General features: G+C 36.8%; 24 protein-coding genes and 1 tRNA gene. 18 read left to right on the top strand and 7 right to left on the bottom strand.

Going from position 1 to position 24,182, the window contains the following annotated elements; genetic code table 11:
• The 4 genes from ACP5S8_RS04450 to ACP5S8_RS04435 form a co-directional block, all read left to right on the top strand.
• Window positions 1-1,233: TolC family protein (locus ACP5S8_RS04450; protein WP_461875891.1), on the top strand; the 1,233-nt coding region annotated here is incomplete at its 5' end.
• 1 nt (window position 1,234) lies between these two features.
• A complete protein-coding gene (locus tag ACP5S8_RS04445; protein WP_461875890.1) occupies window positions 1,235-2,359 on the top strand; it encodes an efflux RND transporter periplasmic adaptor subunit in 1,125 nt (374 codons plus the stop codon).
• Window position 2,360: 1 nt separating this feature from the next.
• Window positions 2,361-5,597 carry an efflux RND transporter permease subunit gene (locus ACP5S8_RS04440; RefSeq protein WP_461875889.1) on the top strand — a complete coding sequence of 1,079 codons (3,237 nt, stop codon included), beginning with the start codon at window positions 2,361-2,363 and terminating at the stop codon, window positions 5,595-5,597.
• A 68-nt stretch (window positions 5,598-5,665) separates the two neighbouring features.
• Window positions 5,666-6,256 carry a phosphatase PAP2 family protein gene (locus ACP5S8_RS04435; protein ID WP_461875888.1) on the top strand — a complete coding sequence of 197 codons (591 nt, stop codon included), beginning with the start codon at window positions 5,666-5,668 and terminating at the stop codon, window positions 6,254-6,256.
• On the opposite strand, the gene ACP5S8_RS04430 is transcribed toward ACP5S8_RS04435, so the two are convergent.
• The 5 genes from ACP5S8_RS04430 to ACP5S8_RS04410 are packed head-to-tail and all read right to left on the bottom strand — an operon-like array spanning window position 6,238 to window position 10,378.
• Window positions 6,238-7,107 carry a lysylphosphatidylglycerol synthase transmembrane domain-containing protein gene (locus ACP5S8_RS04430; protein WP_461875886.1) on the bottom strand — a complete coding sequence of 290 codons (870 nt, stop codon included), beginning with the start codon at window positions 7,105-7,107 and terminating at the stop codon, window positions 6,238-6,240. The genes ACP5S8_RS04435 and ACP5S8_RS04430 overlap by 19 nt on opposite strands.
• The gene (locus tag ACP5S8_RS04425) at window positions 7,097-8,056 is read right to left on the bottom strand and encodes a glycosyltransferase family 2 protein (RefSeq protein ID WP_461870735.1); all 960 of its coding nucleotides are present in this window, start codon (window positions 8,054-8,056) and stop codon (window positions 7,097-7,099) included. The genes ACP5S8_RS04430 and ACP5S8_RS04425 overlap by 11 nt, the downstream gene beginning before the upstream one ends.
• On the bottom strand, window positions 8,053-8,727 hold the full coding sequence (yaaA, locus tag ACP5S8_RS04420; RefSeq protein ID WP_461870736.1) for a peroxide stress protein YaaA: 675 nt from the start codon (window positions 8,725-8,727) through the stop codon (window positions 8,053-8,055). Before yaaA ends, ACP5S8_RS04425 begins: the two co-directional genes overlap by 4 nt.
• A gap of 11 nt (window positions 8,728-8,738) precedes the next feature.
• Complete coding sequence (hisH, locus tag ACP5S8_RS04415) at window positions 8,739-9,347, bottom strand: imidazole glycerol phosphate synthase subunit HisH (protein ID WP_461875885.1); 609 nt, start codon at window positions 9,345-9,347, stop codon at window positions 8,739-8,741.
• A complete protein-coding gene (locus ACP5S8_RS04410; RefSeq protein WP_461875884.1) occupies window positions 9,344-10,378 on the bottom strand; it encodes a DegT/DnrJ/EryC1/StrS family aminotransferase in 1,035 nt (344 codons plus the stop codon). Before ACP5S8_RS04410 ends, hisH begins: the two co-directional genes overlap by 4 nt.
• A gap of 79 nt (window positions 10,379-10,457) precedes the next feature.
• Here ACP5S8_RS04410 and ACP5S8_RS04405 point away from each other — a divergent pair, with 79 nt between their 5' ends.
• From ACP5S8_RS04405 to ACP5S8_RS04355, 11 genes are all read left to right on the top strand, one after another.
• On the top strand, window positions 10,458-11,909 hold the full coding sequence (locus tag ACP5S8_RS04405) for a hypothetical protein (protein WP_461875883.1): 1,452 nt from the start codon (window positions 10,458-10,460) through the stop codon (window positions 11,907-11,909).
• Between the two features lie 12 nt (window positions 11,910-11,921).
• Window positions 11,922-12,737: a HesA/MoeB/ThiF family protein gene (locus ACP5S8_RS04400; RefSeq protein ID WP_461875882.1), complete on the top strand. Its 816-nt coding sequence runs from the start codon at window positions 11,922-11,924 to the stop codon at window positions 12,735-12,737.
• Window positions 12,738-12,746: 9 nt separating this feature from the next.
• Window positions 12,747-13,520: a citryl-CoA lyase gene (locus ACP5S8_RS04395; protein WP_461870741.1), complete on the top strand. Its 774-nt coding sequence runs from the start codon at window positions 12,747-12,749 to the stop codon at window positions 13,518-13,520.
• Window positions 13,520-13,741: a DUF167 domain-containing protein gene (locus ACP5S8_RS04390; protein WP_461872115.1), complete on the top strand. Its 222-nt coding sequence runs from the start codon at window positions 13,520-13,522 to the stop codon at window positions 13,739-13,741. The genes ACP5S8_RS04395 and ACP5S8_RS04390 overlap by 1 nt, the downstream gene beginning before the upstream one ends.
• The gene (locus tag ACP5S8_RS04385; RefSeq protein ID WP_461870743.1) at window positions 13,734-15,059 is read left to right on the top strand and encodes an acetyl-CoA carboxylase biotin carboxylase subunit; all 1,326 of its coding nucleotides are present in this window, start codon (window positions 13,734-13,736) and stop codon (window positions 15,057-15,059) included. Before ACP5S8_RS04390 ends, ACP5S8_RS04385 begins: the two co-directional genes overlap by 8 nt.
• Before the next feature lie 8 nt (window positions 15,060-15,067).
• Window positions 15,068-15,745 (top strand): flagellar basal body L-ring protein FlgH, encoded by a 678-nt coding sequence (locus tag ACP5S8_RS04380; protein ID WP_461875881.1) that lies wholly within the window; start codon window positions 15,068-15,070, stop codon window positions 15,743-15,745.
• A gap of 67 nt (window positions 15,746-15,812) precedes the next feature.
• On the top strand, window positions 15,813-15,947 hold the full coding sequence (locus tag ACP5S8_RS04375) for a hypothetical protein (RefSeq protein WP_461875880.1): 135 nt from the start codon (window positions 15,813-15,815) through the stop codon (window positions 15,945-15,947).
• Between the two features lie 24 nt (window positions 15,948-15,971).
• Window positions 15,972-18,254, top strand: a complete 2,283-nt coding sequence (locus ACP5S8_RS04370; protein ID WP_461875879.1) for a plasma-membrane proton-efflux P-type ATPase — start codon at window positions 15,972-15,974, stop codon at window positions 18,252-18,254.
• A gap of 7 nt (window positions 18,255-18,261) precedes the next feature.
• Window positions 18,262-18,546 carry an Asp-tRNA(Asn)/Glu-tRNA(Gln) amidotransferase subunit GatC gene (gene gatC / locus ACP5S8_RS04365; RefSeq protein ID WP_461871106.1) on the top strand — a complete coding sequence of 95 codons (285 nt, stop codon included), beginning with the start codon at window positions 18,262-18,264 and terminating at the stop codon, window positions 18,544-18,546.
• Between the two features lie 7 nt (window positions 18,547-18,553).
• Complete coding sequence (recA, locus tag ACP5S8_RS04360; protein WP_461871108.1) at window positions 18,554-19,615, top strand: recombinase RecA; 1,062 nt, start codon at window positions 18,554-18,556, stop codon at window positions 19,613-19,615.
• A gap of 4 nt (window positions 19,616-19,619) precedes the next feature.
• Window positions 19,620-20,753: an acetylornithine/succinylornithine family transaminase gene (locus ACP5S8_RS04355; protein ID WP_461875878.1), complete on the top strand. Its 1,134-nt coding sequence runs from the start codon at window positions 19,620-19,622 to the stop codon at window positions 20,751-20,753.
• 4 nt (window positions 20,754-20,757) lie between these two features.
• Here ACP5S8_RS04355 and ACP5S8_RS04350 read toward each other — a convergent pair whose 3' ends face one another.
• Entirely contained in the window at window positions 20,758-21,987 is a 1,230-nt protein-coding gene (locus tag ACP5S8_RS04350) for a ComEC/Rec2 family competence protein (RefSeq protein ID WP_461875876.1), read from the bottom strand.
• A complete protein-coding gene (locus ACP5S8_RS04345; RefSeq protein ID WP_461875874.1) occupies window positions 21,965-22,558 on the bottom strand; it encodes a D-sedoheptulose 7-phosphate isomerase in 594 nt (197 codons plus the stop codon). Before ACP5S8_RS04345 ends, ACP5S8_RS04350 begins: the two co-directional genes overlap by 23 nt.
• Window positions 22,559-22,620: 62 nt before the next feature.
• Here ACP5S8_RS04345 and ACP5S8_RS04340 point away from each other — a divergent pair, with 62 nt between their 5' ends.
• The 3 genes from ACP5S8_RS04340 (at window position 22,621) to ACP5S8_RS04330 (ending at window position 23,785) form a co-directional block, all read left to right on the top strand.
• On the top strand, window positions 22,621-23,049 hold the full coding sequence (locus ACP5S8_RS04340) for an RsmD family RNA methyltransferase (RefSeq protein WP_461875873.1): 429 nt from the start codon (window positions 22,621-22,623) through the stop codon (window positions 23,047-23,049).
• Window positions 23,049-23,675 (top strand): HAD family hydrolase, encoded by a 627-nt coding sequence (locus ACP5S8_RS04335; RefSeq protein ID WP_461875871.1) that lies wholly within the window; start codon window positions 23,049-23,051, stop codon window positions 23,673-23,675. The genes ACP5S8_RS04340 and ACP5S8_RS04335 overlap by 1 nt, the downstream gene beginning before the upstream one ends.
• A gap of 27 nt (window positions 23,676-23,702) precedes the next feature.
• A tRNA-Leu gene (locus ACP5S8_RS04330) sits at window positions 23,703-23,785 on the top strand.
• Window positions 23,786-24,182 lie beyond the last annotated feature (397 nt).

The following is a 24,182-nucleotide window of genomic DNA, read 5'->3' as shown; positions in this document are numbered from 1 at the left end:
AAAGAATATCAATTAGAAAGCGTAAAAGGTATGCTCTTTCCAAGGCTTAGCCTTCAAACGTCTTTTAACCGCACCAACATAGCCCCTTGGAGCATAATGAACAGAATGGACACAAGAAGCCTTCAATTTCCCCAACCACAACCCCAAGCTACTTCTGTCCCTCAAATGTTAGGTAGCGCTTTTCAATCTATGCAAGATTTCTTTAACAACCCAGGCGCTTCACAGCTTTATCAAACTCAACTAACTCTACAAATACCTATATGGATGGGCGGTAAAGTCCAAGCTTACGAAAGTGCCTCTTATCATGCTCTTAAAAGCACTAAAAAAGAATTAAATCAAACAGAGCAAGATATTGTTTACAACGTATATAAAGCATACTTAGGAGGGCTTTTGGCAAAAGAAGGTATAAAACTCGCCACTCAAGCCGTAAAAGATGCACAAAAGCACGTAGATATGGCTGAGTCCTATTATAAAACCGGTATGGCGCTTTTCTCAGATACATTAAGAGCAAAAGTATACCTTCATCAAGCAGAACAAAAGCTAGTGGAAGCCAAAAACAACTATAAAACCGCCAAAAGGGCACTATTTTTGTTGATGAATGAGCCTTACCAAGATGTAGATTTAAAAGGAAAGCTTTACTGCCCAAGTCATATAGATAGAAAGGCTCTTATAAGCGCCGTATATCAAAAGCCTCAAATAAAATCTATGGAAGAAAAGCTAAAAGCTTTAAAATCTATGAAAAGAGCGTATTTAGCAGATTACTTACCTCAAGTAGGAGCTTTTGGTTCTTACTCGCTTTTTGACAACTCAACACCCTTTGGAGCCACCGCCAACGGTTATATGGTGGGCGTTGGTATAAATTGGAATCTGTTTGATGGTTTGACAGCTTTTAACAAGATAAGAAGTTTAAATGAACAAAAGCTCATGCTTAGCTCTTACATAGATTACATGGCAAAAGGGTCAATATTTAAAATAAACAAAGCCTTGGCTGATTACGAAAATGCACTGGCTATGATGAAATACGCTAAAAAAGAAAAAGAAGAAGCAAAAGCCACTCTAAAAGTGATGGACCAAAGGTACAAAGTAGGTTTAGCTAAAATAACAGATGTAATAGACGCTGAAACTCAATACGATAAAGCGAGGTTTGACTTTGCAAAAGCTATGTACGATTGCAACTTAGCTTATGTGAAAAGTTTATATCAAGCTGGTCTATTAAACAAGGAGGTAAAGTAATATGAACACCCTTAAGAAGTATGTCCTTTATTTCATAATACCTATGGTGGTTATTATCCTATGGCTTGGGGGCTTTTTTGAACATAAGATTTCTCCCGGTGAAAAGCCCATTAAACCAAAAGTGATCTCAAATGTGAAGGTCATAACTATAAGCTCTTCTACACCTTTGGAAGAAGAGTTTGACGGCGTAGTGAGTGCCAAAAACCACGCTGCTATTTCTACAAGACTTATGAGCAAGGTTGTAGGTGTTTATGTAAAAGATGGTGATTGCGTAAAAAGAGGACAACTCCTTGTAAAATTAGATACAAAAGATATATCCAGCATGGTAGCTCAGGCTAACTACGGAGCCAAGCAGGCGGAGGATCAAATGAAAGCCGCTGAGGCAAATCTACAAGCCGTATCAAAAACCTATCAAAGGTTTCAAAAGCTTATAAAATCAGGAGCAGTAACAGAACAAGAGTACGATGAGGTAAAAGCTAAGTACGAAGCAGCTAAAGCAATGGTAGAACAAGCTAAAAACGCAATATTGGCTGCCGAAGCTGGAGCATCTGCTGCTGGAGCAAACTTAGCCTATGCGAATATAACCGCCCCATTTTCAGGTTGTATCTATATGAAAAATGTAAACGTTGGAGATATAGCAGCCCCAGGAATGCCACTTATGATGATAGATAAACCTCCTTACAGAGTGGATGTGGCATTGCCAGAAAAGTATATAAACAAGATAACCCCAGGCCAAACTCTTAAAGTGTATATAGGTGGCATAGACAAAACAGTAGAAGGCACTGTAAAAGAGGTATCCAAAGCTTTGAATCCTATGTCCCATACTTTTGATGTAAAAATAGACATACCAAACGAAGATGGTATAACAAGCGGGCTTTATGCAAAAGTCTATATTCCTAAAAGCCAAGAAACTGTTGTCACCATACCAAAAGATGCACTGTTTAAATGGGACGACATAGATGCAGTGTGGCTTGTAGATAAAAACAACATAACCCATATGCAATTTGTAAAACTCGGTCAAAGGGTAGGCGATAGCTACGTAGTTTTATCTGGTTTAAAACCGGGCGATAGGATAGTGGAAGGAAACGTATACAGCGTTTGCGATAAATGTAAGATAGGAGAGTAATATGTACGGGATAGCCGGAAGAATAGCAAAATATTTTATAGATTCAAAACTTACACCCATAATGATAATAGCGCTTTTGGCCCTTGGCATATTTGCAGTAGTAACAACACCAAAAGAAGAAGACCCAGATATCGTAGTTCCAATGATAGATATAATGATACCTTACCCGGGGGCTGCTCCAAGAGAAGTAGAAAAAAGAGTAGTTACACCATTAGAGAAAAAACTATGGGAATTAAAAGACATCTCTTACATATACAGCGCTTCTGGTGATGGATATGGTCTTGTGACCGCAAGGTTTCACGTGGGCACAGACCCAGTAAAAGCTTTGGTAGAATTAAACGCAAAGATGATGGCATCTTTAAACTTGGTACCTCCAGGCGTTGAACTTCCACCGCTTATAAAAGCACGCTCTATTGACGATGTACCCATTATGACACTTACTCTGTGGGGAAAAGGTTATGATTACTATTCTTTAAGAAGGATTGCCGATACTTTGGACAACGAACTTAAAACAGTGCCAAACGTAGCTCAGGTAAAGATATATGGAGGCCAGCCAAGAAAGTTAAGGGTGCTTTTAGACCCAGCCAAAGAAGCCGCTTACGGATTGTCTCCTGCTTATATAGTACATATCATCCAAGAAGCAAACCAAGAATTACCAAGCGGTTATATAAATCAAAACAACACCCTTTATTATGTAAAAACCGGAAACTTCATAAGGTCAAAGCAAGATTTAGAGGATTTGGTGGTAGGATGGTACGGCGGAAAACCTGTATATCTAAGAGATATAGCAACTATAACTGACGGTCCAGGCGGTGTTCACGATTATGTAACGATGGGCTTTGGTGCAGCTTCCAAGCGCTACGGTTCTCCAATGTATCCAGCCGTCACCATCTCGATTGCAAAAAGAGCCGGTACAAACGCCGTAAATGTAGCAAACGATGTTTTACAGAAAGTAGATTCTTTAAAAGGTACCGTTATTCCATCAAGCTTACACATAACCGTTACAAGAAACTATGGTAAATCCGCTCAAAACAAATCAAACGAACTTATAGAACACCTTTTCATAGCCACAGCATCTGTCATACTTCTTATAGCGGTAGCTCTTGGTCTTAGAGAATCTGCCATAGTGGCAATAGCTGTGCCAGTAACCCTTGCATTTGCTTTATTCTTTAGTAAGCTTTACGGTTTTACAATAAATAGAGTTACGCTTTTTGCCCTTATATTCTCTATCGGTATATTGGTAGATGCTGCTATCGTGGTGGTGGAAAATATCCATAGGTGGTTTGAATTTTTCCCAGAGCTTCCAAAACATGATGCTATTATAAGAGCTACAGACGAAGTAGGTAATCCCACCATACTTGCAACCCTTACCATCATAGCTGCTTTGATGCCTATGGCTTTCGTGGGTGGTCTGATGGGGCCATACATGAGACCAATACCTGTAAACGCAAGCGCCGCGATACTATTCTCTCTATGGGTGGCTTTTACCATAACACCTTGGGCTGCTTACAGGCTTATAAAACATGGACACGATAATCACGATAAAAGCGAAAAACCTATAATAAACATAAAAGAAACGGTATTTTGGAAAATATACTGCAAGATGGTAGAACCACTTCTTATATCAAAATCAAAAAGGGTTTTATTTTATATAGCAGTCTGGTCTTTATTAGGCATATCTGTAGCACTCATAATAAGTAGAGCCGTCATAGTAAAAATGCTTCCTTTTGACAACAAATCTGAGCTATCTGTAGTTTTAAACATGCCAGAAGATACTACCGTAGAGCAAACTTATCTTGTAGCTAAAAAAATAGCCGATTATATAGCAAAACAAAAAGAGGTAAAGTATTATCAAATATACGCAGGTGTACCAGAGCCTTACGATTTTAACGGCCTTGTGAGACACTATTATCTAAGAACAAGACCTTACTATGCCCAAATAGCTATAGAGCTTGTTGGGAAAGACAAAAGAAAGATGGAATCCCACGCTTTCGCCCAGCACATAAGACCTATGGTGCAAAAAATAGCTTATTCTATGGGTGCATCTTACGTAGGTGTAGCGGAAGTCCCACCGGGTCCACCAGTTTTAGACCCTATAGTAGCTGAAATATATGGTCCTACACTATCTTCTGAAAGAGCTTTTGCCCTTCAAGTTTTAAAGCTTTTCAGACACGATAAAGAAATAACAGATAGCGGTATATATCTTGAGTCAAACGCCCCTCAAATAGATTTTGTTATAGACCAAGCGAGGGCAGCGCAGTTTGGTGTATCTAAAAAAGACATCGTAAGAACCTTAAGAGTTGCTACCGCTGGCTATGAGGCTGGAATTATTCAATCTACAGATACTGAAGCTGTACCCATAGAAGTAAGGATAGCAAGACCTTATAGAACGCTTCAAAATCTTGAAAACTTAGAGATACCAAACAAAAAAGGTCAGCTTATACCACTTTCAAACCTTATAAAAATAGTCAAAAAGCCTATACACAAAACCATATATCACGAAAACCTAAGAAGGGTAGTATATGTAATAGGAGATGTGGCAAAAGGTGCCGGCGCTCCGTTTTACAGCATATGGGATATAAGAAAGAAAGTTTTAAGCATACCAAATCCATACGGCCATGTATCGGAACTCTGGATGTCTTTCCCTAAAATCACAAATCACATATATGTAAGATGGGGCGGTGAGATGTATATCACTTTACAGGTATTTAGAGATTTGGGTATTGCTTTTGCAGGCGCTCTTTTCATAATTTACATACTCATAGTAGGATGGTTTAAGGACTTCAAAACCCCTGGTATCATCATGTCTCCTATTCCACTGACACTAGTTGGTATAGTCCCAGGACACTTTATACTACATGCTTTCTTCACAGCAACATCTATGATAGGTTTTATAGCCTTAGCCGGTATAATCCTTAGAAACTCTATACTTCTTGTGGAATTTGCAGAGCAAAGGATAAGAGAAGGTGTACCTCTTCATGTAGCAGTAGTGGAAGCAGGTGTAATAAGGACAAGGCCGGTGCTTTTAACAGCAGCAGCTCTCATAGTAGGTGCTTTTGTTATCATATTTGACCCAATATTCAACGGTCTTGCCATATCGCTTATATTTGGTACCATAGCCTCCACAGCTCTTAGTTTGGTGCTTATACCAGTTATGTACTATGGTTCTAAAGTAAAAGGCTTACCGGCAGAAGCTTGCCCATTACCAGAAGAAATAAGCAAAGACCTAAGATCTTAACATCCTTAGAGCCCTTCCGTGGGCTCTTTGACTGTAAATTTATCTTTGTATTACTTTATAATAGTTATATGATTAAAATAGGAATAACTCTTATAATTCTAGGATTGATTAGCATATTTTTATTCGATAAAGATATAACGTACTTTTTATATGTTCATAGGGATAGTTTTAGGGCTTTTAAGAGCTTGTTAAAAATTGTATCTACAATAGGCCATTACAACGTTGTGTTTTATATATCGTCTTTTCTTATATTGCTTAGCATTTTCTTTAAAAGCTTGAGAAAATATGTTTTTATACTGTCTCTTTGTCTGGTGCTTTCAGACAGCGCTATTATGCTGCTTAAGTTTATATTTGGTAAAGCAAGACCAGAGCTTTTTCTTAAAAAGGGTATATACGGTTTTTACTTTTTTAAAAGCCAGAAAGATTATTCTTCTATACCCTCTGGGCATACGCTCTTAAACAGTTCTATAGCTTTTAGCTTTTATCTTAAAAACAAAAAACTAGGATTTTACCTAATACTTTGGTCAACACTGGTGGGTATCTCAAGAATACTTCTTTTTATGCACTATCTTGGAGACGTGCTCGTGAGCTTCGGTATGGGATGTTTGATAGCTATTTTGGTTGTAAAATTAGAAAAACTTTACCTCTCTTCTTTGTAGTGTTCAAGCTTTAAAAGTAAAAAAGACACAATACCAAGTATAGAAGAAGACAAAAGCAAAAACACATGGGTTATAAAACCTAAGTCCAAAGAAGTTTTTAAAGAGATATCCGTTAGCTTTGAGGGTATTGAAAAACCAAACTCGTAAGTGCCAAGACCCATTACACCGTTTATAGGCAGTATGGAGCTTAACTCCGCTAAGACATAAGATGGCAATATCTCAAAAAATCCCATAGGTATAATGTTTTTTGCCATCTCATAAAAGCCAAGAAACTTAAAAGCAAAAGATACCACCGAGATAAAGTAAAGCTTTATAGCCGTTTTGCTTTCAAAATGAGTAGATAGATTTTGCTTTAAGGATTTTAAAATAAAAATATTTGGCAGAACAGCGATAGTATGCTTTAACAAAAAAACCGTTATTACACCAAATACAACGATAAAAGCGATAAAATACAGTTTAAAGAAAAAACCAAAGAAAAACCCAAGAAGCGCCAAAGCATCCATAAGCCTAGCCAAAGCAAATATCCAAAAGGATCTTGTAAGGTTTATTCCACGTTTTTTAAGCATGTAAAAAAAGCTAAATTCTCCGGTCCTAGCAGGTAATACATTGTTAAGAAAGATGTGGACGTTGTTTATAAGAAAAAAATCAAACATATTTATATCTTTTATCATACTATGCCATCTGTAAGCTCTCAAAAAAGAACTAACAGCATAAAGCAAAAACCCAACTCCTATATAAAATATATTTAATTTTGAAAAGCTTTTCTCAAAATTGCTAAAGCCAACAGTTGTATAAAAAATGTACAAAAACAATATGCTTAAAAGAAAAGAAATCAGTATTTTAATTTTCATCTATTGGTTCTATATTTATTGCATCCTTTATCCTATAAGGTTTTATATCTTGAGATTCATAGTAAGTCCTTATGATAACCTCTGCAATTATTCCAGTAGATATAAACTGAAGACCAGATATGATAAGAAGGACGGTCAAAAACAAAAGAGGCCTTTGACCTATCTCTTGGTGATTTACAAATTTATCGTAAGTAAGGTAAAGCCCAGACAGAAAACCAAGGCCAAACAGCACAAAACCTATACCCCCAAAAGCGTAAAGGGGTTTGTTTATATAATCATTTAAAAACTTCACCAAAAATATATCAAGTATAACCCTTACAGTCCTTCCTATACCGTATTTGGATTTGCCGTAAAGTCTCGGATGATGGCTTACCGGGACCTCTGTTATCTTGGCTCCTAAACCCTTGGCCAAAGCAGGCAAAAATCTATGCATATCTCCGTATAGCCTAAAATTCTTCGCTATATCCTTCTTGTAAGCTTTTAACGAACAACCGTAATCATGAAGATAAACACCTGTGGCATTTGAAATTATGTAGTTGGCAATTTTAGAAGGTAAAGTCCTCGAAAAAAATGGGTCTTTTCTATCTTTACGCCAACCACTCACCACATCGTACCCTTCGTTTATTTTTTCAATAAGAATTGGTATATCCGCTGGATCATTTTGCAAATCCGCATCCATAGTAATGACTATATCTCCAGAAGCATGCTGAAAACCTGCAAACATGGCCGCCGTTTGTCCGTAGTTTCTTTTAAAGCTTATTACCTTTAAATGCTTATCTTTTGAAGCTATTTCTTTTAATTTGTTAAAAGTGTTGTCAGTGCTTCCATCGTCCACCGCTATTATCTCATAGTCGTAGGGAAGTTTCTTCATAGTATTTACTATTTTTTCATAAAGCGCTTCTACGCTCTCTTCTTCGTTGTAAATTGGTATCACTATAGAAATTTTCATATGATACCTGCTTTTTTAACAGAGTATTTTCCTTCAGAATGCATATAAACCGCTACAGCGTTATCCTCTTCTTCTATATCGCTTACCACAAAATCTAAAAAGTTTATCTTTTTAAGCTCTTCTATGCTGTTTATATCTTTTTCAACTATATATCTCATAGTGTAAGCTTTTACCAAAGAGCTATCTTTCATAGGTTTATCCTTTATCATATATTTAAAATTTACAACCTTTACTTCTTTTGGTAAAAGCCTATCAAAAGAGCTTGGTAGAAAATTAAACACAACAAAATCGTCGTTAAGTATGTATTTGCGTATATCTTCTTTCCAAAAAGCCATAAACTTATACTGACAAGAAACATCCCATTTGCAAACCTTGTCCTCTGGTGATAGCATACCCATTATAGGGTGTAGCACTATCGTCCTCTCAAAAATCCGCTCTTTTACAGCTTTTGGCATAACATGCATATGAAGCCCTTCCCAAAACTTGTCTTTATATATCCTCCAAAGAGGCCCACCCTCTTTTGGTTTTTTAGCTTTTAAAAGCTTGAGCGCTTCTTTTCTTTTTTCTTGTAAAAAAGAAAATTTTCCATCCGTAAACAAGCTCTCTTTGCAATCCAAGTCAGAATAAGCGCTAAACTTGTTGGCACATCTTGTAAGATAAAGCACTCTCATAGCCTTTCACCTCACAGCTTGTATTTTTCTTTAAAATTAGAAAGTATTTTAAGACCTACTTCTTGGCTTTTCTCTGGATGAAACTGCAAACCCACTACGTTCTCGTATTCTACAGAAGACGCAAAATCAACGTTGTAATCGGTGTAAGTAGAGATTATATTTTTATCCTGAGGATTTACGTAATACGAATGTACAAAGTATACAAAAGCCCCGTTTTCCACATTTTTAAAAATACCGTCTTTTTTATTTACCCAAAGCTGATTCCATCCTACGTGAGGTATTTTAACACCAACAGGAAACAACCTCACATCCCCTTTGAAAATAGAAAGCCCTTCATGTTCACCAAACTCATAGCTTTTTTCAAACAAAAGCTGGTAACCAAGACAAATACCTATAAAAGGTTTACCAGACTTTATAAAATCCAGAATACTTTCAATAAGACCGGCGCTCTTCAAATTATCCATTGCATCTTTAAAAGCTCCAACACCCGGAAGACACAAACTATCGCAAGCTCTTAACTCCTTATCATTCCTTACAATTTTAGGATTGAGCCCCACCTTGTCAAAAGCCTTAAAAACGCTTCCAAGGTTTCCCATACCGTAATCTATTATACCTATCATAGGCTTTTATTTATAACATACACTATTTTTTCCAAATCCTCCTGAGAAAGGTAAGGATGCACCGGTATACTAAAAAGCTCCTTTATATATTTGTTAGCGTTATCAAGAGGAAGATGTAAAGCGTTTCTTAAGCTTGCCAACGTATAGGTGTAATATACTCTTGCATCTATATCCTCTTTTTTAAGAGATTCTATTATAAGGTCCCTATTTTTATGTCTTAACGTATAAAGATGGTAAACGTGAAAAGAGTTTGGTCTTTTACGTGGTTTTACGATTTCATCGCTGATGTGTGTGTTGTAAAACTCCGCATTTTTTATACGCTTATCGTTTTGTTCTTTTAGTCTTTGAAGCCCTAAAAACCCTAAGGCAGCTTGAAACTCGGTAATTCTTAAATTTAAAGCAGGCGAATCTCCAAAATCTATCAAGGAGTTTATGGCTTTTGAAATAGACTCATCAGAAACTGATATGGCACCACCTTCTCCCATTGGAACATTCTTAGAAGCATAAAAGCTAAAAGCTCCCACATGCCCTATAGCCCCTGCCATTTTACCCCCAAATGACGCACCGTGAGCTTGAGCTGCATCTTCTAATACATATATGCTGTATTTATTCGCAAGCGACATAATTGAATCCATATCAGCCATGCCACCGTAAAGATGCACAGGTATTATGCAAACTGGGTTGTATTTTTTTATAGCATCTTCCAACTGATTTACATCCATTGTATAATACTCATCTACATCAACTACCACCGGTATACCACCCGCCAAAAGCACCGTGTCTATCGTAGCCATAAAGCTAAGGGCTGGTACTATAACATGTTTACCTTCGACGTTTAAGGCTTTTAGTATCACGTATAAAGCGGCAGTCCCAGAACAAACCGTATAAACTTTTTCTACACCTAAAAACTGTGCAAAAGCTTCAGAAAATTTTCTGGTCCATGGCCCTCTTGTTATATAACCAGAAAGCACTATCTCTGACAAGACCTTTGCATCTTCTTCTGTAAACCTTGGCTCAATTATCTTTATCATTCTAATATTTTACATGAGTTTGCCATAAAATTTCTGTTTTCATGAAAAAATGTTATATAATATTCTATCAGGAGGTGTTATGATGAAAAGCTATATACAAACTACCAAGGCGTATCTATTTTTAATATTTATGAGCGTATTGGTAGGTGTAGGGCTATCAAGAGCAGAGCAAGTTTACGTGAAACCGGGTAACTTTTCTTACTTTGATGCCTATATACCCACTTACATCACCGCTGGACAAAAAGTAACTTTTACTTTAAGACCAATGGATGCCTATGGAAACTTCATAAAAGATTTCACTTATTACGATAAAAAGTTTTTCGTAAGAAGCACCGGTGAGTTAGCTGTAGATCCAGCGCTTTTTTCTTCAAAAGATTTCAAAGATGGTTCTTTTAGTATAACAATAGAAGATAATAAAGCAGGGACGGCCACTTTATCAATATTGGAAGGCTCTTATCCAGTCCTTATAAAAAACGAAGCCACTGGCAGTATGACGCCTGTAGTTAGTATAAAAGTAGTCAATGGCCCCGTCTATAAGTTCGCCATAGAAGCACCTTCCACAGTAGAAGCAGGTAGGGATTTTGTAGCTAAGATTATAGCTTTAGACAAGTATGGGAATATCGTTAAAAATTATGCTTCAATAGGCTCTGACGTTGTAGTAGAGCTTAAAACATCAAACGGTACGCTTCCTTACACAGTTCATGCTTATAAGTTTAAAAACGGTATAGCCAATATCGTATTGAGATACGATACACCTTCTAAAGTAGCTATAGATGCCTACGAAGTAAACAACCGTAAAATATCAAGTCAGGATTATTACGTAGATTTATATCCACCAAAACCATCCAAGTTTAAAGTAGAGATTCCAGAAAGCAGTATAAGTGCCGGCGAGCCCTTCGAGGTATACATCACAGCCTACGATCAAGACGGCCAAGTTATAAGAAATTACAACATAGTGGGTAAGACCGTTCATCTTGTAGCAAGCGGTACTGGCAAGCTTATTCCAAACGTAGTACCTCCAGAAGATTTCATAAACGGCACAGCAAAGGTAAACCTCATATATACAAAATCAGAGCCAATAACAATATCTGCATACATAGAGGGTATGGCACCCAAAAAACCAGCACAAAGCGTACAAAAAGAAGTTACAAAGCTCCAACCCACAAACATAGCAAAGCCTAAAAAGAAAGAACAGACAAAACCACAAAAAAATGTTTATAAAGAAGTAGCTTCTTTAGAGTTTCCAAAAGCTTATGGATCTATAAGAAAATATGACTACCACACCAAGTTTGTAGATGGAAGAAGAATAGGTATAATAGATGTGTTCTTCACAAAAAGGATAAAACACCCAATAGCCAAGACTGTAAAACCTGTATACTTTGGAAATGAAGCTCTTGGCAAGTTAATAGTTCAAAACGGTAAAGATACCGTTGTTATTGTGCTTGTGCCAGAAAAAGAAGATCTATATGTAACAGATATAAAAAGGCACGACAACAGCATGGATATAACCATAGAAAGGGCAAGACCTTAAAGGAGTATAGGCATGTTTGATTTTACTGAAGAGCAAATTAAGAGATATGCAAGACATATAATATTACCAGAAGTAGGCGGTACTGGACAAAAAAAGATAAGAGAAGCCAAAATTTTGGTGATAGGTGCCGGTGGACTTGGGTCACCAGCTATATATTACTTAGCGGCAGCTGGTGTTGGTACGCTTGGCATTGTAGATTTTGATAAAGTAGACTATTCGAATCTCCAGAGGCAAATTATTCATACAGAAGATAGGGTAGGAATGCCTAAAGTTGAATCTGCTGCCATGACAGTAAAAGCCCTAAACAAAGATGTAAACGTTGTAACTTACAACACCATGATAAACAAAGACAATATAATGGATATTATAAAAGATTACGATATCGTATTAGACGGTACCGACAACTTTCCTACGAGGTTTTTAATAAACGATGCTTGCTATTTCTTAGGCAAAAAGCTAGTATCCGCCGCAATGCTTAGGTTTGAAGGTCAAATAACCGTGTTTAACTACGAAGACAAGGAAAACTCTCCTTGCTATAGATGTTTGTTCCCAGAACCACCACCACCAGGCTTAGTACCCACTTGCCAAGAGGCCGGTATACTTGGTTCTATCGGTGGTATAATGGGTGCAATACAAGCCACAGAAGCTTTAAAACTTGTAATAGGATGCGGAGAGCCCCTTATAGGTAAACTGCTTATTATGGATGCTTTATCTATGGATTTTAGGAAGGTTAATCTAAGAAAAGATAAAAGTTGTCCACTTTGCGGAGAAAATGCTCATATAAAAGAGCTAATAGAATATGAGCAAACATGCGATGTTCATTTTTAGGAGGTTTAGATGGAAAAAAAATGGCGCACCGGTATCACTCTTCACAAAGGCGAAGACACCTATATAAGAGGTTACAAGCTATTAGACTTAGTAGGTAACCTTAGCTTTTCACAGGCAATATACCTCATATTAAAAGGCGAGTTGCCATCTGAAAAAGAAGCTAAGATGATGGATGCCATCTTTGTATCTGTAATAGACCATGGTATAGCTCCACCTTCTGTAATAGCTGCAAGAGCCGTAGCTTCTGGTGGCAACACTCTAAACGTAGGAGTAGCTGCTGGTGTGGCAACATTTGGTTCTGCTCATGGCGGAGCTTTGGAAGATGCAATGAAATTTATGCAAGACAACATAGACAGAAACGTAGAAGAGCTTGTAAAAGAATATCTTGAAAAGAAAAAACCGATACCCGGTTTCGGACATAAATACTACAAAGAATTTGATCCGAGAACAAAGAGACTGATGGATATAGCTAAATCTTTGGGCTTTTACGATAAATATTGTGCTTTTGCCGAAAAAGTAGAAGAAGAGATATTTAAACAAAAGGGCAAAAAGCTTGTGCTAAACGTAGATGGCGCTATAGCTGCCGTTACATCGGAAATGGGGTTCGACTGGAGGCTTGGAAAAGGATTTTTCATAATAGGAAGGGTTCCAGGGCTTGTAGCCCATGTATACGAAGAGCTTACCAAAGAAAAGCCTTTTAGCAAGAGATTAAACGAAGAAGAAGAAACTGAATACACCGGGGTAGAACCAAGAGAGCTACCTCAAGAGTTTAAAAAGTTTTAATGATTTTAAGGGTAAAAGTAAAACCAAACGCAAAAACCGTTTCGGTGGAGCAATTAGAAGACAAAAGCTTAAAAATAAGCATAAAAGCTCCGCCGGTAGACGGTAAAGCAAACGAAGAACTCATCAAAGTGTTATCGGAATTTCTAAAAGTATCAAAATCTAAGATACACATAAAAGCTGGGAAAAGCTCAAAAGAAAAGCTTGTGGAAATATATGATTAAAAAGCTACTTATAGCAAACAGAGGCGAAATCGCCGTAAGAATCATAAGAACCGCCAAAGAGATGGGCATAAAAACTGTGGCTATTTACTCCGAAGCAGATAAAAATTCCCTACACGTAGAGATGGCGGATGAAGCAATATGTATAGGTCCACCGAAGGCAGCCGATAGCTATTTAAATATTCCTTCTATAATGGCAGCCGCAGAAGTGACAAAAGTAGACGCCATACATCCAGGATACGGCTTTTTATCGGAAAACCCTACCTTCGCAGAAATAGTCCAAGCTAGCAATATAAAGTTTGTGGGACCACCTTCAGAAGTTATAGAATTAAGCGGCGACAAGGTAAAGGCCAAGGAAATAGCAAAAAAAGCAGGGGTACCGGTAGTACCAGGAAGCGACGGTGAAGTAAGTTTTTTAGAAGCAAAGGATATAGCTCACAAAATAGGATATCCAGTGGTTTTAAAAGCAGCAGCCGGTGGTGGCGGCAGAGGCATAAGAATAGTAAGAGACGACAAAGAGCTTCTTGAGGTTATGCAAACAGCTATGACAGAAGCAAAAAATGCCTTTGGAGATGAAAGGATATATATAGAGAAGTATCTTATAAACCCAAAACATATAGAAGTACAAATACTATCTGATGGAAAAAACGTCATAACCTTGGGAGAAAGAGAATGCTCTTTGCAAAGAAGACATCAAAAGATAATAGAAGAATCACCCTCTGCTTCAATATCCGATTCTGAAAGAGAATTGCTTTACGAATACGCCGTAAGGTTTGCAAAAGCTATAAACTACATAGGAGCTGGTACCGTAGAATTTCTCTACACAGAAGGGCAATTTTATTTTATAGAAATGAACGCTCGGATACAAGTAGAGCATCCTGTAACCGAAATGACTACAGGGATAGATATAGTATCTTATCAGCTTTTAATAGCGGACGAAGGTGAGCTTGATATAGACTCTATAAAACCAAAGGGATTTGCCATAGAATGTAGAATAAACGCAGAAGACCCTATCACCTTCATGCCTTCTGTAGGTGTTGTTGAAAAACTAAGACTACCTGGGGGGTTTGGAGTAAGAGTAGATACCCATCTTTACCAAGGCTATAGCATACCGCAATACTACGACTCTCTTTTAGCCAAGATAATAGCCTACGGCAAAAACAAAGAAGAGGCTATTAACCGTATGAAAAGAGCCATTGACGAAGCAAAGATAGAAGGAAAATCTCTAAAATCTAATTTGGATCTTCACAAAAAGCTTTTGGATACAACAGAGTTTAAAAAGAATGAGCATCATGTGAGATTTTTAGAGAATATGATATAATTTGGAAAATGAAATTTAAAAAGTTTGTTTATTTAGCTTTTAGCATCATAACGCTTGATATTTTCATAAATAGCTGTGCTTCAACACCTCATCACCTAAAATACTTACCTTATTCAGCACCATCTCAAAACCCACACTATGCATCAAAAGGTAGCCTATACGTACCAGATAGTCCTATGGCTAACCTTTACAGCGATCAAAGGGCTTTTGCGGTTGGGGATTTGGTGCATATTCTTGTTTCAGAGAGCGTAAACGCAGTAGAAAGCATATCAGACCAAACCCAGCGTTCTAGCACCTTCAACAATGCAATATCCTCTTTTTTCGGACTTCCTTCAAGCACTCTTAGAAATTTAGGGGTTGGGGCAAATTCAAACACTCAGCAAAAAGCTCAGGGTACCGAGTCCCAAAGCGGGGTCTTTACCACTACCATCACAGCTTATGTAAAAAGAGTCTACCCAAACGGTAACCTTCTTATAGAGGGTCATAAAATTATATATCTAAACAACGTAGAGCGCGTTATCACGTTAAGGGGCATAGTTAGGCCTCAAGATATAGACAGCACAGATACCGTTCCAAGTCAAGATATAGCAAACTTAGAAATCTTGTACCAAGGTCATGGTTATTTAGTGAATGGCTCTCAGCCAGGATGGTTAGCTAGGTTCTTAGCTAAAATTCTTCCGTTTTAAAGCTTTTAAAATAAAATCATTGACTTTTTTCATAAATAACAATAACATGATATCAAAGGAGATTTTTATGGGAATTTCTGAGATAGTGGGCGTTATAACACTTGCTGGTATAGTGGTATACTTTATATGGATGTTTGTTTACGATCCAAAGGAAGAACCAAATAAGACATTCGATTACGAAGAAGAGGAAAACGAAGTTTAAAAGTTTGTGATAAAATAAGCCTAGATGGAGAATTACAAAGGCTTAACGGAAGAGCAAGCTAAAGAAAATATAAAGAAGTATGGCTTCAACGAGATAAAAGAAAAAAGAGTACCAACTTTTGTCTTATTTCTCAAAAAATTTTGGGGTCCTATACCTTGGCTTTTAGAGTTTACAGGTATATTGACGTTTTTACTAAAAAAGTACCCAGATACGGCGGCTATTTTTGTATTGCTAATATTTAACGGATTGGTATCTTTTTGGCATGAACTAAGCGCTCAAAACGCCTTGGAGCTTTTAAAGAAACATTTAAGCATAAAAGCTAAAGTCCTAAGAGACGGAGTTTGGAAAGAGATAGATGCAAAGTATATTACAATAGATGATATCGTGCTTTTACAAAGTGGATTTGCAGTACCAGCTGATGTTGAGATATTAGAAGGTGCTATATCTGTAGACCAATCAAGCATAACAGGTGAATCTCTTCCTAAAAGCCTAAAACCTAAGGACACAGCTTATATGGGTTCTTTTGTAGTAAGAGGAGAAGCTATAGGAAGAGTAATAAACATAGGAGAGAATACATTTTTTGGAAAATCTGCAAAACTGGTGCAAGAGGCTAAAACCAAAACTCAACTTGAAGTAGTAGTTTTTGAGTTGGTTAAATATTTATTTTTGTTTGGAGTCTTTCTCATAATAATATTGTTAGGACTCTCAATATCAAGAGGTTTTTATTTAGGCGATGTTTTACCTGTGCTTGTGGTAATGCTTCTTCCTATTATACCTGCAGCTTTGCCAGCAGCTTTTACACTCTCCACAGCCCTAGGGGCAAAAGAATTAGCTAAAAACGGCGTCCTTACCACAAAACTTTCAGCCATTGAGTCAGCTGCATCAATGGATATACTTTGCACCGATAAAACAGGTACTATCACGAAAAATAAGATAACGGTAGATAAAATACTTCCTTTAGGCAATTACCAAGAAAAAGATGTGATGTGCTACGGAGCTCTAGCTTCAGACCCAAAACAAAAAGACCCCATAGAAGAGGCAATATTTAACTATTTAAAAGATGATTGCTATAAAATAGAAAAAGAAGACTTTGAAGCTTTTGACCCATCAAAAAAATATTCAACAGCAAAAATCAAAAAAGACAACGAAGAGATATATATATTCAAAGGTTCACCAAAGGTAGCTCCTATAGAAAACGAAAATCAAGAAAACCTGTATAAAGAAATGGCCAGTATGGGACTAAGGGTCTTGGCGGTTTGGATAGAAAAAAACAACAAAAAAGAGTTGGTTGGTTTTATAGGCTTTTCTGACCCCCCAAGAGAAGATTCTAAAGAGCTTATAGAAAGGATAAGAGGATTAGGAGTTGATGTAAAAATGATAACTGGAGATACCAAAGAAACCGCAAAACATATAGCGTCTTTGGTAGGAATAGAAGGAGACGTTTGCGAAGCAAAAGACATAAAAGAAACTTGCGGAGTGTTTGCCGGAGTATTACCAGAAGATAAATTTAAAATTGTGAAAACCTACCAAAAGATGGGTCATACGGTAGGCATGACCGGAGACGGCATCAACGATGCCCCGGCTCTAAAACAGGCAGACTTCGGTATAGCGGTGTCAAACGCCACAGACGTTGCAAAGGCTGCCGCTTCAGTGGTTTTAACAGACGAAGGGCTAATAAATATAGTATCTGCCATAGTAGTGTCAAGGAAAATATATCAAAGACTTCTAACATACGTATTCTCAAAGACCGTAAGGGTTTTTGCCATAGTACTTACGATATTTTCGTTTTTCATCATAGACAAAGACTTTGTGCTTACTACAAAAATGATAATAGCCATGTTTTTCTACAACGATTTTCTCACGCTTTCTTTAGCAACCGACAACGTTGGATATTCTCAAAAACCAGATAAGTGGGATATAAAAAAGATATCAGTAGTATCTTTGATATTTGGCATTTTTAGTGTCCTATGGATTGTAGGCGGCATATACTTTTTTGGTCATCATATATTCAAGCTTCCTCTTCAAAATATAAAAACTCTAACTTTTCTCGCTTTAGTCCTTACCATACCTGTTAGTATATTCTCCGTAAGAGAAAGAGGTTTTGGTGTAAAAAACATGCCTTCAAAAGCCCTCTTGTTTTCTATGCTTTTTGCAATAGTAGGCTCAAACCTTATGGCTTTATACGGTATTCTGATGCCAAAACTTTCCGCTTATACAATACTCACTACGGACATTTATATATTTTTTATGTTTATACCCTTTAACATGCTAAAGATTTTTACTTTTAAAAGCCTCAAAATGATATAATAAAAATATGAGTATTAGCAAAGATGAAGTAGTGAAGATAGCAAAGCTATCAAGGTTAGAGTTAAAAGAAGATGAAGTAGAGTTTTTTTCGGCTCAGATAAATAACATACTTGAGTTTGTAAACAAGTTAAACGAAGTAAAAGCTGAGCTTTTAGAAGAAGAGTATAGCGGCTCAACACCGTTGAGAGAGGATGAGCCAGAAGCTTCTTTAGAAGTAGAAAAAGTCCTTCTAAACGCTCCAGCCAAGCGCTTAAACATGTTTGAAGTTCCCAAAATAGTAGATGCAAACTGAGGTAATCATGGATCAAGAAAAGAAAAAAGCCCTAGAGGCAACTCTTACACAAGTAGAAAAGAAATACGGCAAAGGTGCCGTAATGCCTATGAAGGCTGCCTACGAGAAACAAACTGTAAACGTCATCCCCACAGGAATATTGTCTGTGGATAGAGCTACGGGAGTGGGTGGCTTACCAAGGGGCAAGATTATAGAAATATTTGGACCAGAATCTGCTGGTAAAACTACGTTAGCTCTTTATGCGATAGCAGAAGCCCAAAAACAAGGGGGTATAGCACTTTTTATAGATGCAGAACACGCTTTAGACCCAAAGTATGCCGTAAAGCTTGGAGTAAATCTAGATGCTATGTATATATCCCAACCAGACTATGGAGAGCAAGCTCTTGAAATAGCAGATACTTTTATAAACTCAAACGCCGTTGATATTATAGTGGTGGACTCGGTGGCGGCACTAGTACCAAAAGACGAGCTTGAAGGTGAAATGGGCGATGCTCAAGTAGGTAAACAAGCTAGGCTCATGTCTCAGGCTTTAAGAAAGCTAAAGGGTGCCACCAACAAATCTAATACAACGCTTATTTTTATAAACCAAATAAGAGAAAAGATAGGCCAAATGTACGGAAACCCAGAAACCACACCGGGTGGAAGAGCTTTGAAGTTTTTTGCAGACATGAGGCTTGAAGTAAGAAAAACTGGAGATATAAAAAGCGGAGACAACAAGATAGGATACAGCGCAAAGGTAAGGGTAGTAAAAAACAAAGTAGCACCGCCTTTCCAAGAGGGCGAATACGAAGTTTACTTTGGCGAAGGTGTATGCAAGATATGTGACCTTGTAAACGTAGCAATAGAAATGGGTATAATTCAAAAAAGCGGTAGCTGGTACAGCTATCAAGATACGAAGATAGGCCAAGGCAAAGAGCAGGTAAAAACATTCTTAAACGAGAACAAAGATATAGCTAAAGATATAGAAGCCAAAATAAGGCAGGCTATATACAGCTCCAACAATCAAACACCACCATCAGAAGAAAACAAAAAAGAGCAAAAAACCCAAGCCAAAAAAGAAGAAGCGTAGTTTTATGTTTTTAATGAACACGTATCCTCGTAAAGATATAGCGTTTGTAAGAGGAGAAAACTCTGTTTTGTTTGATAAAAACGGCAAACGATATATAGATTTTTTATCGGGCATAGCTGTAAATACGTTGGGATACTCACATCAAAAGCTTAAAAACGCTCTAAAAAATCAGATAGACCTTATTATACATACTTCAAACCTATATGAAAACCCATGGCAAGAAGAAGTAGCCTCAAAGTTAATAAGCTTTTATAAAGATAGCGGTAAGGTATTTTTTTGCAACAGCGGTACAGAGGCAAACGAAGCAGCCATAAAACTAACAAGAAAATATTTTAAAGACAAAGGCAAAGACAAATACCGCATTATCACATTTAAAGGTGGGTTTCACGGGAGGACGATGGGCTCTTTGTCAGCTACACCTAGACCAAACCTACACCAAGGTTTTGAACCAATGCTCGATGGTTTTGATTATGCAGAGTTTAACGATATAAATTCTGTTAAAAGCCTAATTACAGAAAAAACTGCCGGCATAATGATAGAGGCTATCCAAGGAGAAGGTGGTATAAACGAAGCAAACCTTGAGTTTCTAAAAGAGCTTGAAAATATATGCAAAGAAAACGACATACTTTTAATACTGGATGAAGTCCAAGCTGGCATGGGGCGTACTGGTAAATTTTTCTCATATCAACATGCAGACATAAAGCCTGACATAGTCACGATGGCAAAGGGGCTTGGTTCTGGGCTTCCTATAGGGGTGATTATTGCAAGAGATGAGATTTCAGAATCTTTTGGAGTAGGTACTCACGGTGCAACATTTGGAGGAAATGCTCTTTCTTGTATGGCGGCCTCTATTACCCTTGATGAGATACCAAATCTTATGAAAGATATACCTTCAAAAGAGGCAATATTTAGAAAAGCTTTAGAAAATTTTGGGCTTTTAAAGGGAAAAGGATTGATGCTTGGGCTTGATATAAAAAAAGACTGCAAAGAAATATCAAATGAGCTTCACAAAAGGGGGTTGGTAATAAATTGTACCGCTAACAGCGTTTTAAGAATGCTTCCACCCCTTGTTATCACAAAAGAAGAAATAGAAGAGGGATTGGATATATTAACCTCTACATTGAAAGAGTTTTTGTGAGATTTTATAAACTCCACAGGGCGTAAGCTAAACCAAAAAGAGATACCATAGAAAAAAGCTTTACAAACCTATCTTTTATAAACACTATAAAAAACAACAGAAGTCCTTCAAAAATCGCTCCATAGTAAACGGGTATTTTAAAATACATAGGCATTAGATTGAGGCTGTAAACAAAATCTCCAAAGTAGTAGGCTATTTTATTTAAAGGTATATAAAATAGAGGTATAGAAAAAACCGTTAATATGTTTAAAAACCCAAAAACAAGGTATAACTCTACAACGATAAGCAAAAACGGTACTACCAAAACAGCCAATATGGATATGGGTCCAAGCCTCGAAATCACTGGCATAGAGCTAAGAATTGCCACCAAAGAAAGCTCCATAGACAACAAGATTTTACCGACAATATTTTTTGGCAAACTTACGCTTCTAATATAAAGAAGTATATAAAACGTTATAATCACTGAAAGCCAAAAGCCTATACTTTTATAAAAATAAACGTTAAAACAAAGCGTAAGAATACTGGATATGAAAAATATTTTTATAGGATGTGCATACCTGTATAAAGCTTTTAGCAAAACGCTCACAGCAAGATAGCTAACAGCCCTAACTATAGGGGCTCCATGCTCCATGAATATACCGACGTATAACAGAACAAGCAAAATACCAAATACCTCTTTGTATTCACCAAAAAAGAGGTTGGACATGTTTTTAAAAATCATATCTATATGTATACCAGACATGATAAGCAAAAATATCAAAGAGTTTGCTGAAAAGCTTGTTAAGAGATCTTCCGGTAAAGCCTTTGCGCCTTCTCCAAACAAAAGAGCAAGACCTATGTCCTTTGACCAATCGTTTGAAGTAGTGCGTCTAAATCTACTTTTAAGAAACATTTTAAGTTTTTCTAAAAGCCCCAAACTGCTGTTATATGGTTTTGATATCTCAAGAAGATCTTTTGAAGTCTTTGCAACGCCGTTTTTTACCTTTATATAACCTCTTATATAGCTATCTTTTGGCAATTTTATGTTTAAGTTTACAATTTCTCCGTTTAAACGTGGTGGGTACAATATCTTTACTTTGGAAGCATTTAACACTTTGGCCTCTATCTTATAAAAACCGTCCTTTAAATGAGTTTTATAGCTTTTGTTGTCAATATTTACAAAAGCAAGAAACAAAACAAAAACAAGAAATAAAGCCGGGTACAAAAATATGTTAGGCCATATTTGACTTTTCATTTACAACTTCATCTATAATTTCACAAAGAGTATGACCAAGGGTAATATGACATTCTTGGATTCTCGCTGTGTCGTAAGATGGGACTACAAAACTATAATGGGCTATGTCCACCACCTTACCCCCTTGCTTACCGCTAAAAGCTATTGTGGTAGCCCCCATATCGTGAGCTTTCATGAGCCCTTTTATAACGTTTGGAGAGTTTCCAGATGTGGATATTCCAACAGCTATATCTCCTGGCATGCAGAGGGCTTCTATCTGCCTTTCAAATATCACATCGAACCCATAATCGTTGCCAACCGCTGTAAGTATAGAAGTATCTGTGGTGAGCGCTATAGAAGGAAGGCCTTTTCTTTCTTTTTTGTAACGACCCACAATCTCAGCCGCCAAGTGCTGTGAATCCGCCGCAGAACCCCCGTTGCCAAAAAACAGTATCTTGTTGCCGTCCATAAGAGCCTGAGCCATTATGAGCCCTACTTCCACTATCTTATCTCTATACATCTCTAAAAAAGCTCTCTTAGTTTCTATGCTGTTTGTAAAAGATTCCTTTACAATATCTAACAATTTTTCCATGCAAATATTATAAATTATCTTCGATAATTAGTTTTGGGATTTTAAAATGTTATAATAATCTAATGTCTTACAGGCCAACCTCTTCTATGTTAAAAATGGCTCTTTTTAACATACTTGGGGATATAGAAGGGCTTATGTTTTTAGAGCTTTTCGCTGGAAGTGGTACAATATCGTTAGAAGCTAAAAATAGGGGTGCAAAGCCGGTAGCTGTTGATATTTCTTCTAAAAACTTAAAAACCAAAGATATAAAATTTATAAAAAAAGATGCTTTGGCTTTTTTAAAAACCACAAAAGAGCAATTTGATATTGTATTTGCAGACCCTCCCTACAAATTTGCAGATTACGACAAGCTTCTTTTCTTGGTAAAAAATGTTTTGTCAGAAGGTGGGCTTTTTATATTAGAGCATAGCTCAAAGCTTGATTTTGGTTCAAAAGACAAAAGAATATACGGAGATAGCGCCATATCTTTTTGGTACAAAGAGGAGCTTTGATGAGATTTGAAGGATACATATTTGATTTAGACGGCACTTTGATAGATTCTTTGGAAGACATAGCGTCTGCTGCCAACAAAACACTAAAAGATTTAGGATTTGAGGAAAAATCAAAGGAAGAGATAAGAAAACATATAGGCTCAGGAGCAAGAGAACTTTTTAGAGGAATTTTACCAAACGAATCGCACTTGGAAAAAGCTATAGAAATATTTAAATCTTATTATGCCAAAGAACCAATAACACATACAAAACTTTTTAACGGTGCAAAAGAAGTTTTAGAGCTTTTAAAATCAAAAAACAAAAAGATCGCCGTAGTTTCAAACAAACCGCTGGAATTAAGCACTATTATATTAAAAGCCCTAAACGTAGAACACTATTTTGAATATATAGTAGGTCCAGAAACCTACAACGAAAGAAAACCATCACCTGTGCCAATACTAAAAACCTTAGCTCAACTAAACGTCCATCCGGAAAACGCCATCGTAATAGGAGATACGTATGTAGATATAGAGAGTGCGAAAAAATCAAATTGCAAAAGCGCTCTTGCAAGCTGGGGCTATGTAAAGCTAAAAGATACCAAACCAGATTTTATTTTAAAAAGCTTTTATGAAATCATTGACTTATAAAGACTCTATATGATATTATATTAATTAGCCGAAGTGGTGGAATGGCAGACACAGGGGACTCAAAATCCCCCGCCCGCAAGGGCATGTGGGTTCAAGTCCCACCTTCGGCACTCTTAAAAATCCTTGCTAATCCTTGATAATCAATTAAAAGCTTACTCTTTATTACACAAATATCTTTATGCGTAATTTGTGAATTTTATTATGCATACATATTATTATCAACTTGAGTTAATTATGGTAGACTTGAGATGGCACAGTTATGGCACACTTTGATTATCAATGATTTTTGGATTGTTGTAAAATATAAGGTATTGATAAATCGTGAGTTTAATTTTATAAAATGTTTGTTTAATAAATATTGTGTCATTGTATTATGGCACACGAATTATGATATTGGTTATATCGTCTTGGAATTGGAGTTAATCATTAAAGTTTTCGTTTTGAGTATTTAATTCTCTATATATGATAAATCATAAATATCGTTAGGTATTAGAATGGCATTATAAT

Source organism: Hydrogenobaculum sp. (assembly GCF_049967395.1).
Taxonomy (GTDB): Bacteria; Aquificota; Aquificia; order Aquificales; family Aquificaceae; genus Hydrogenobaculum.
Note: the sequence above shows the minus strand (reverse complement) of the source record. Positions and strands in the feature narration are given on the sequence as shown.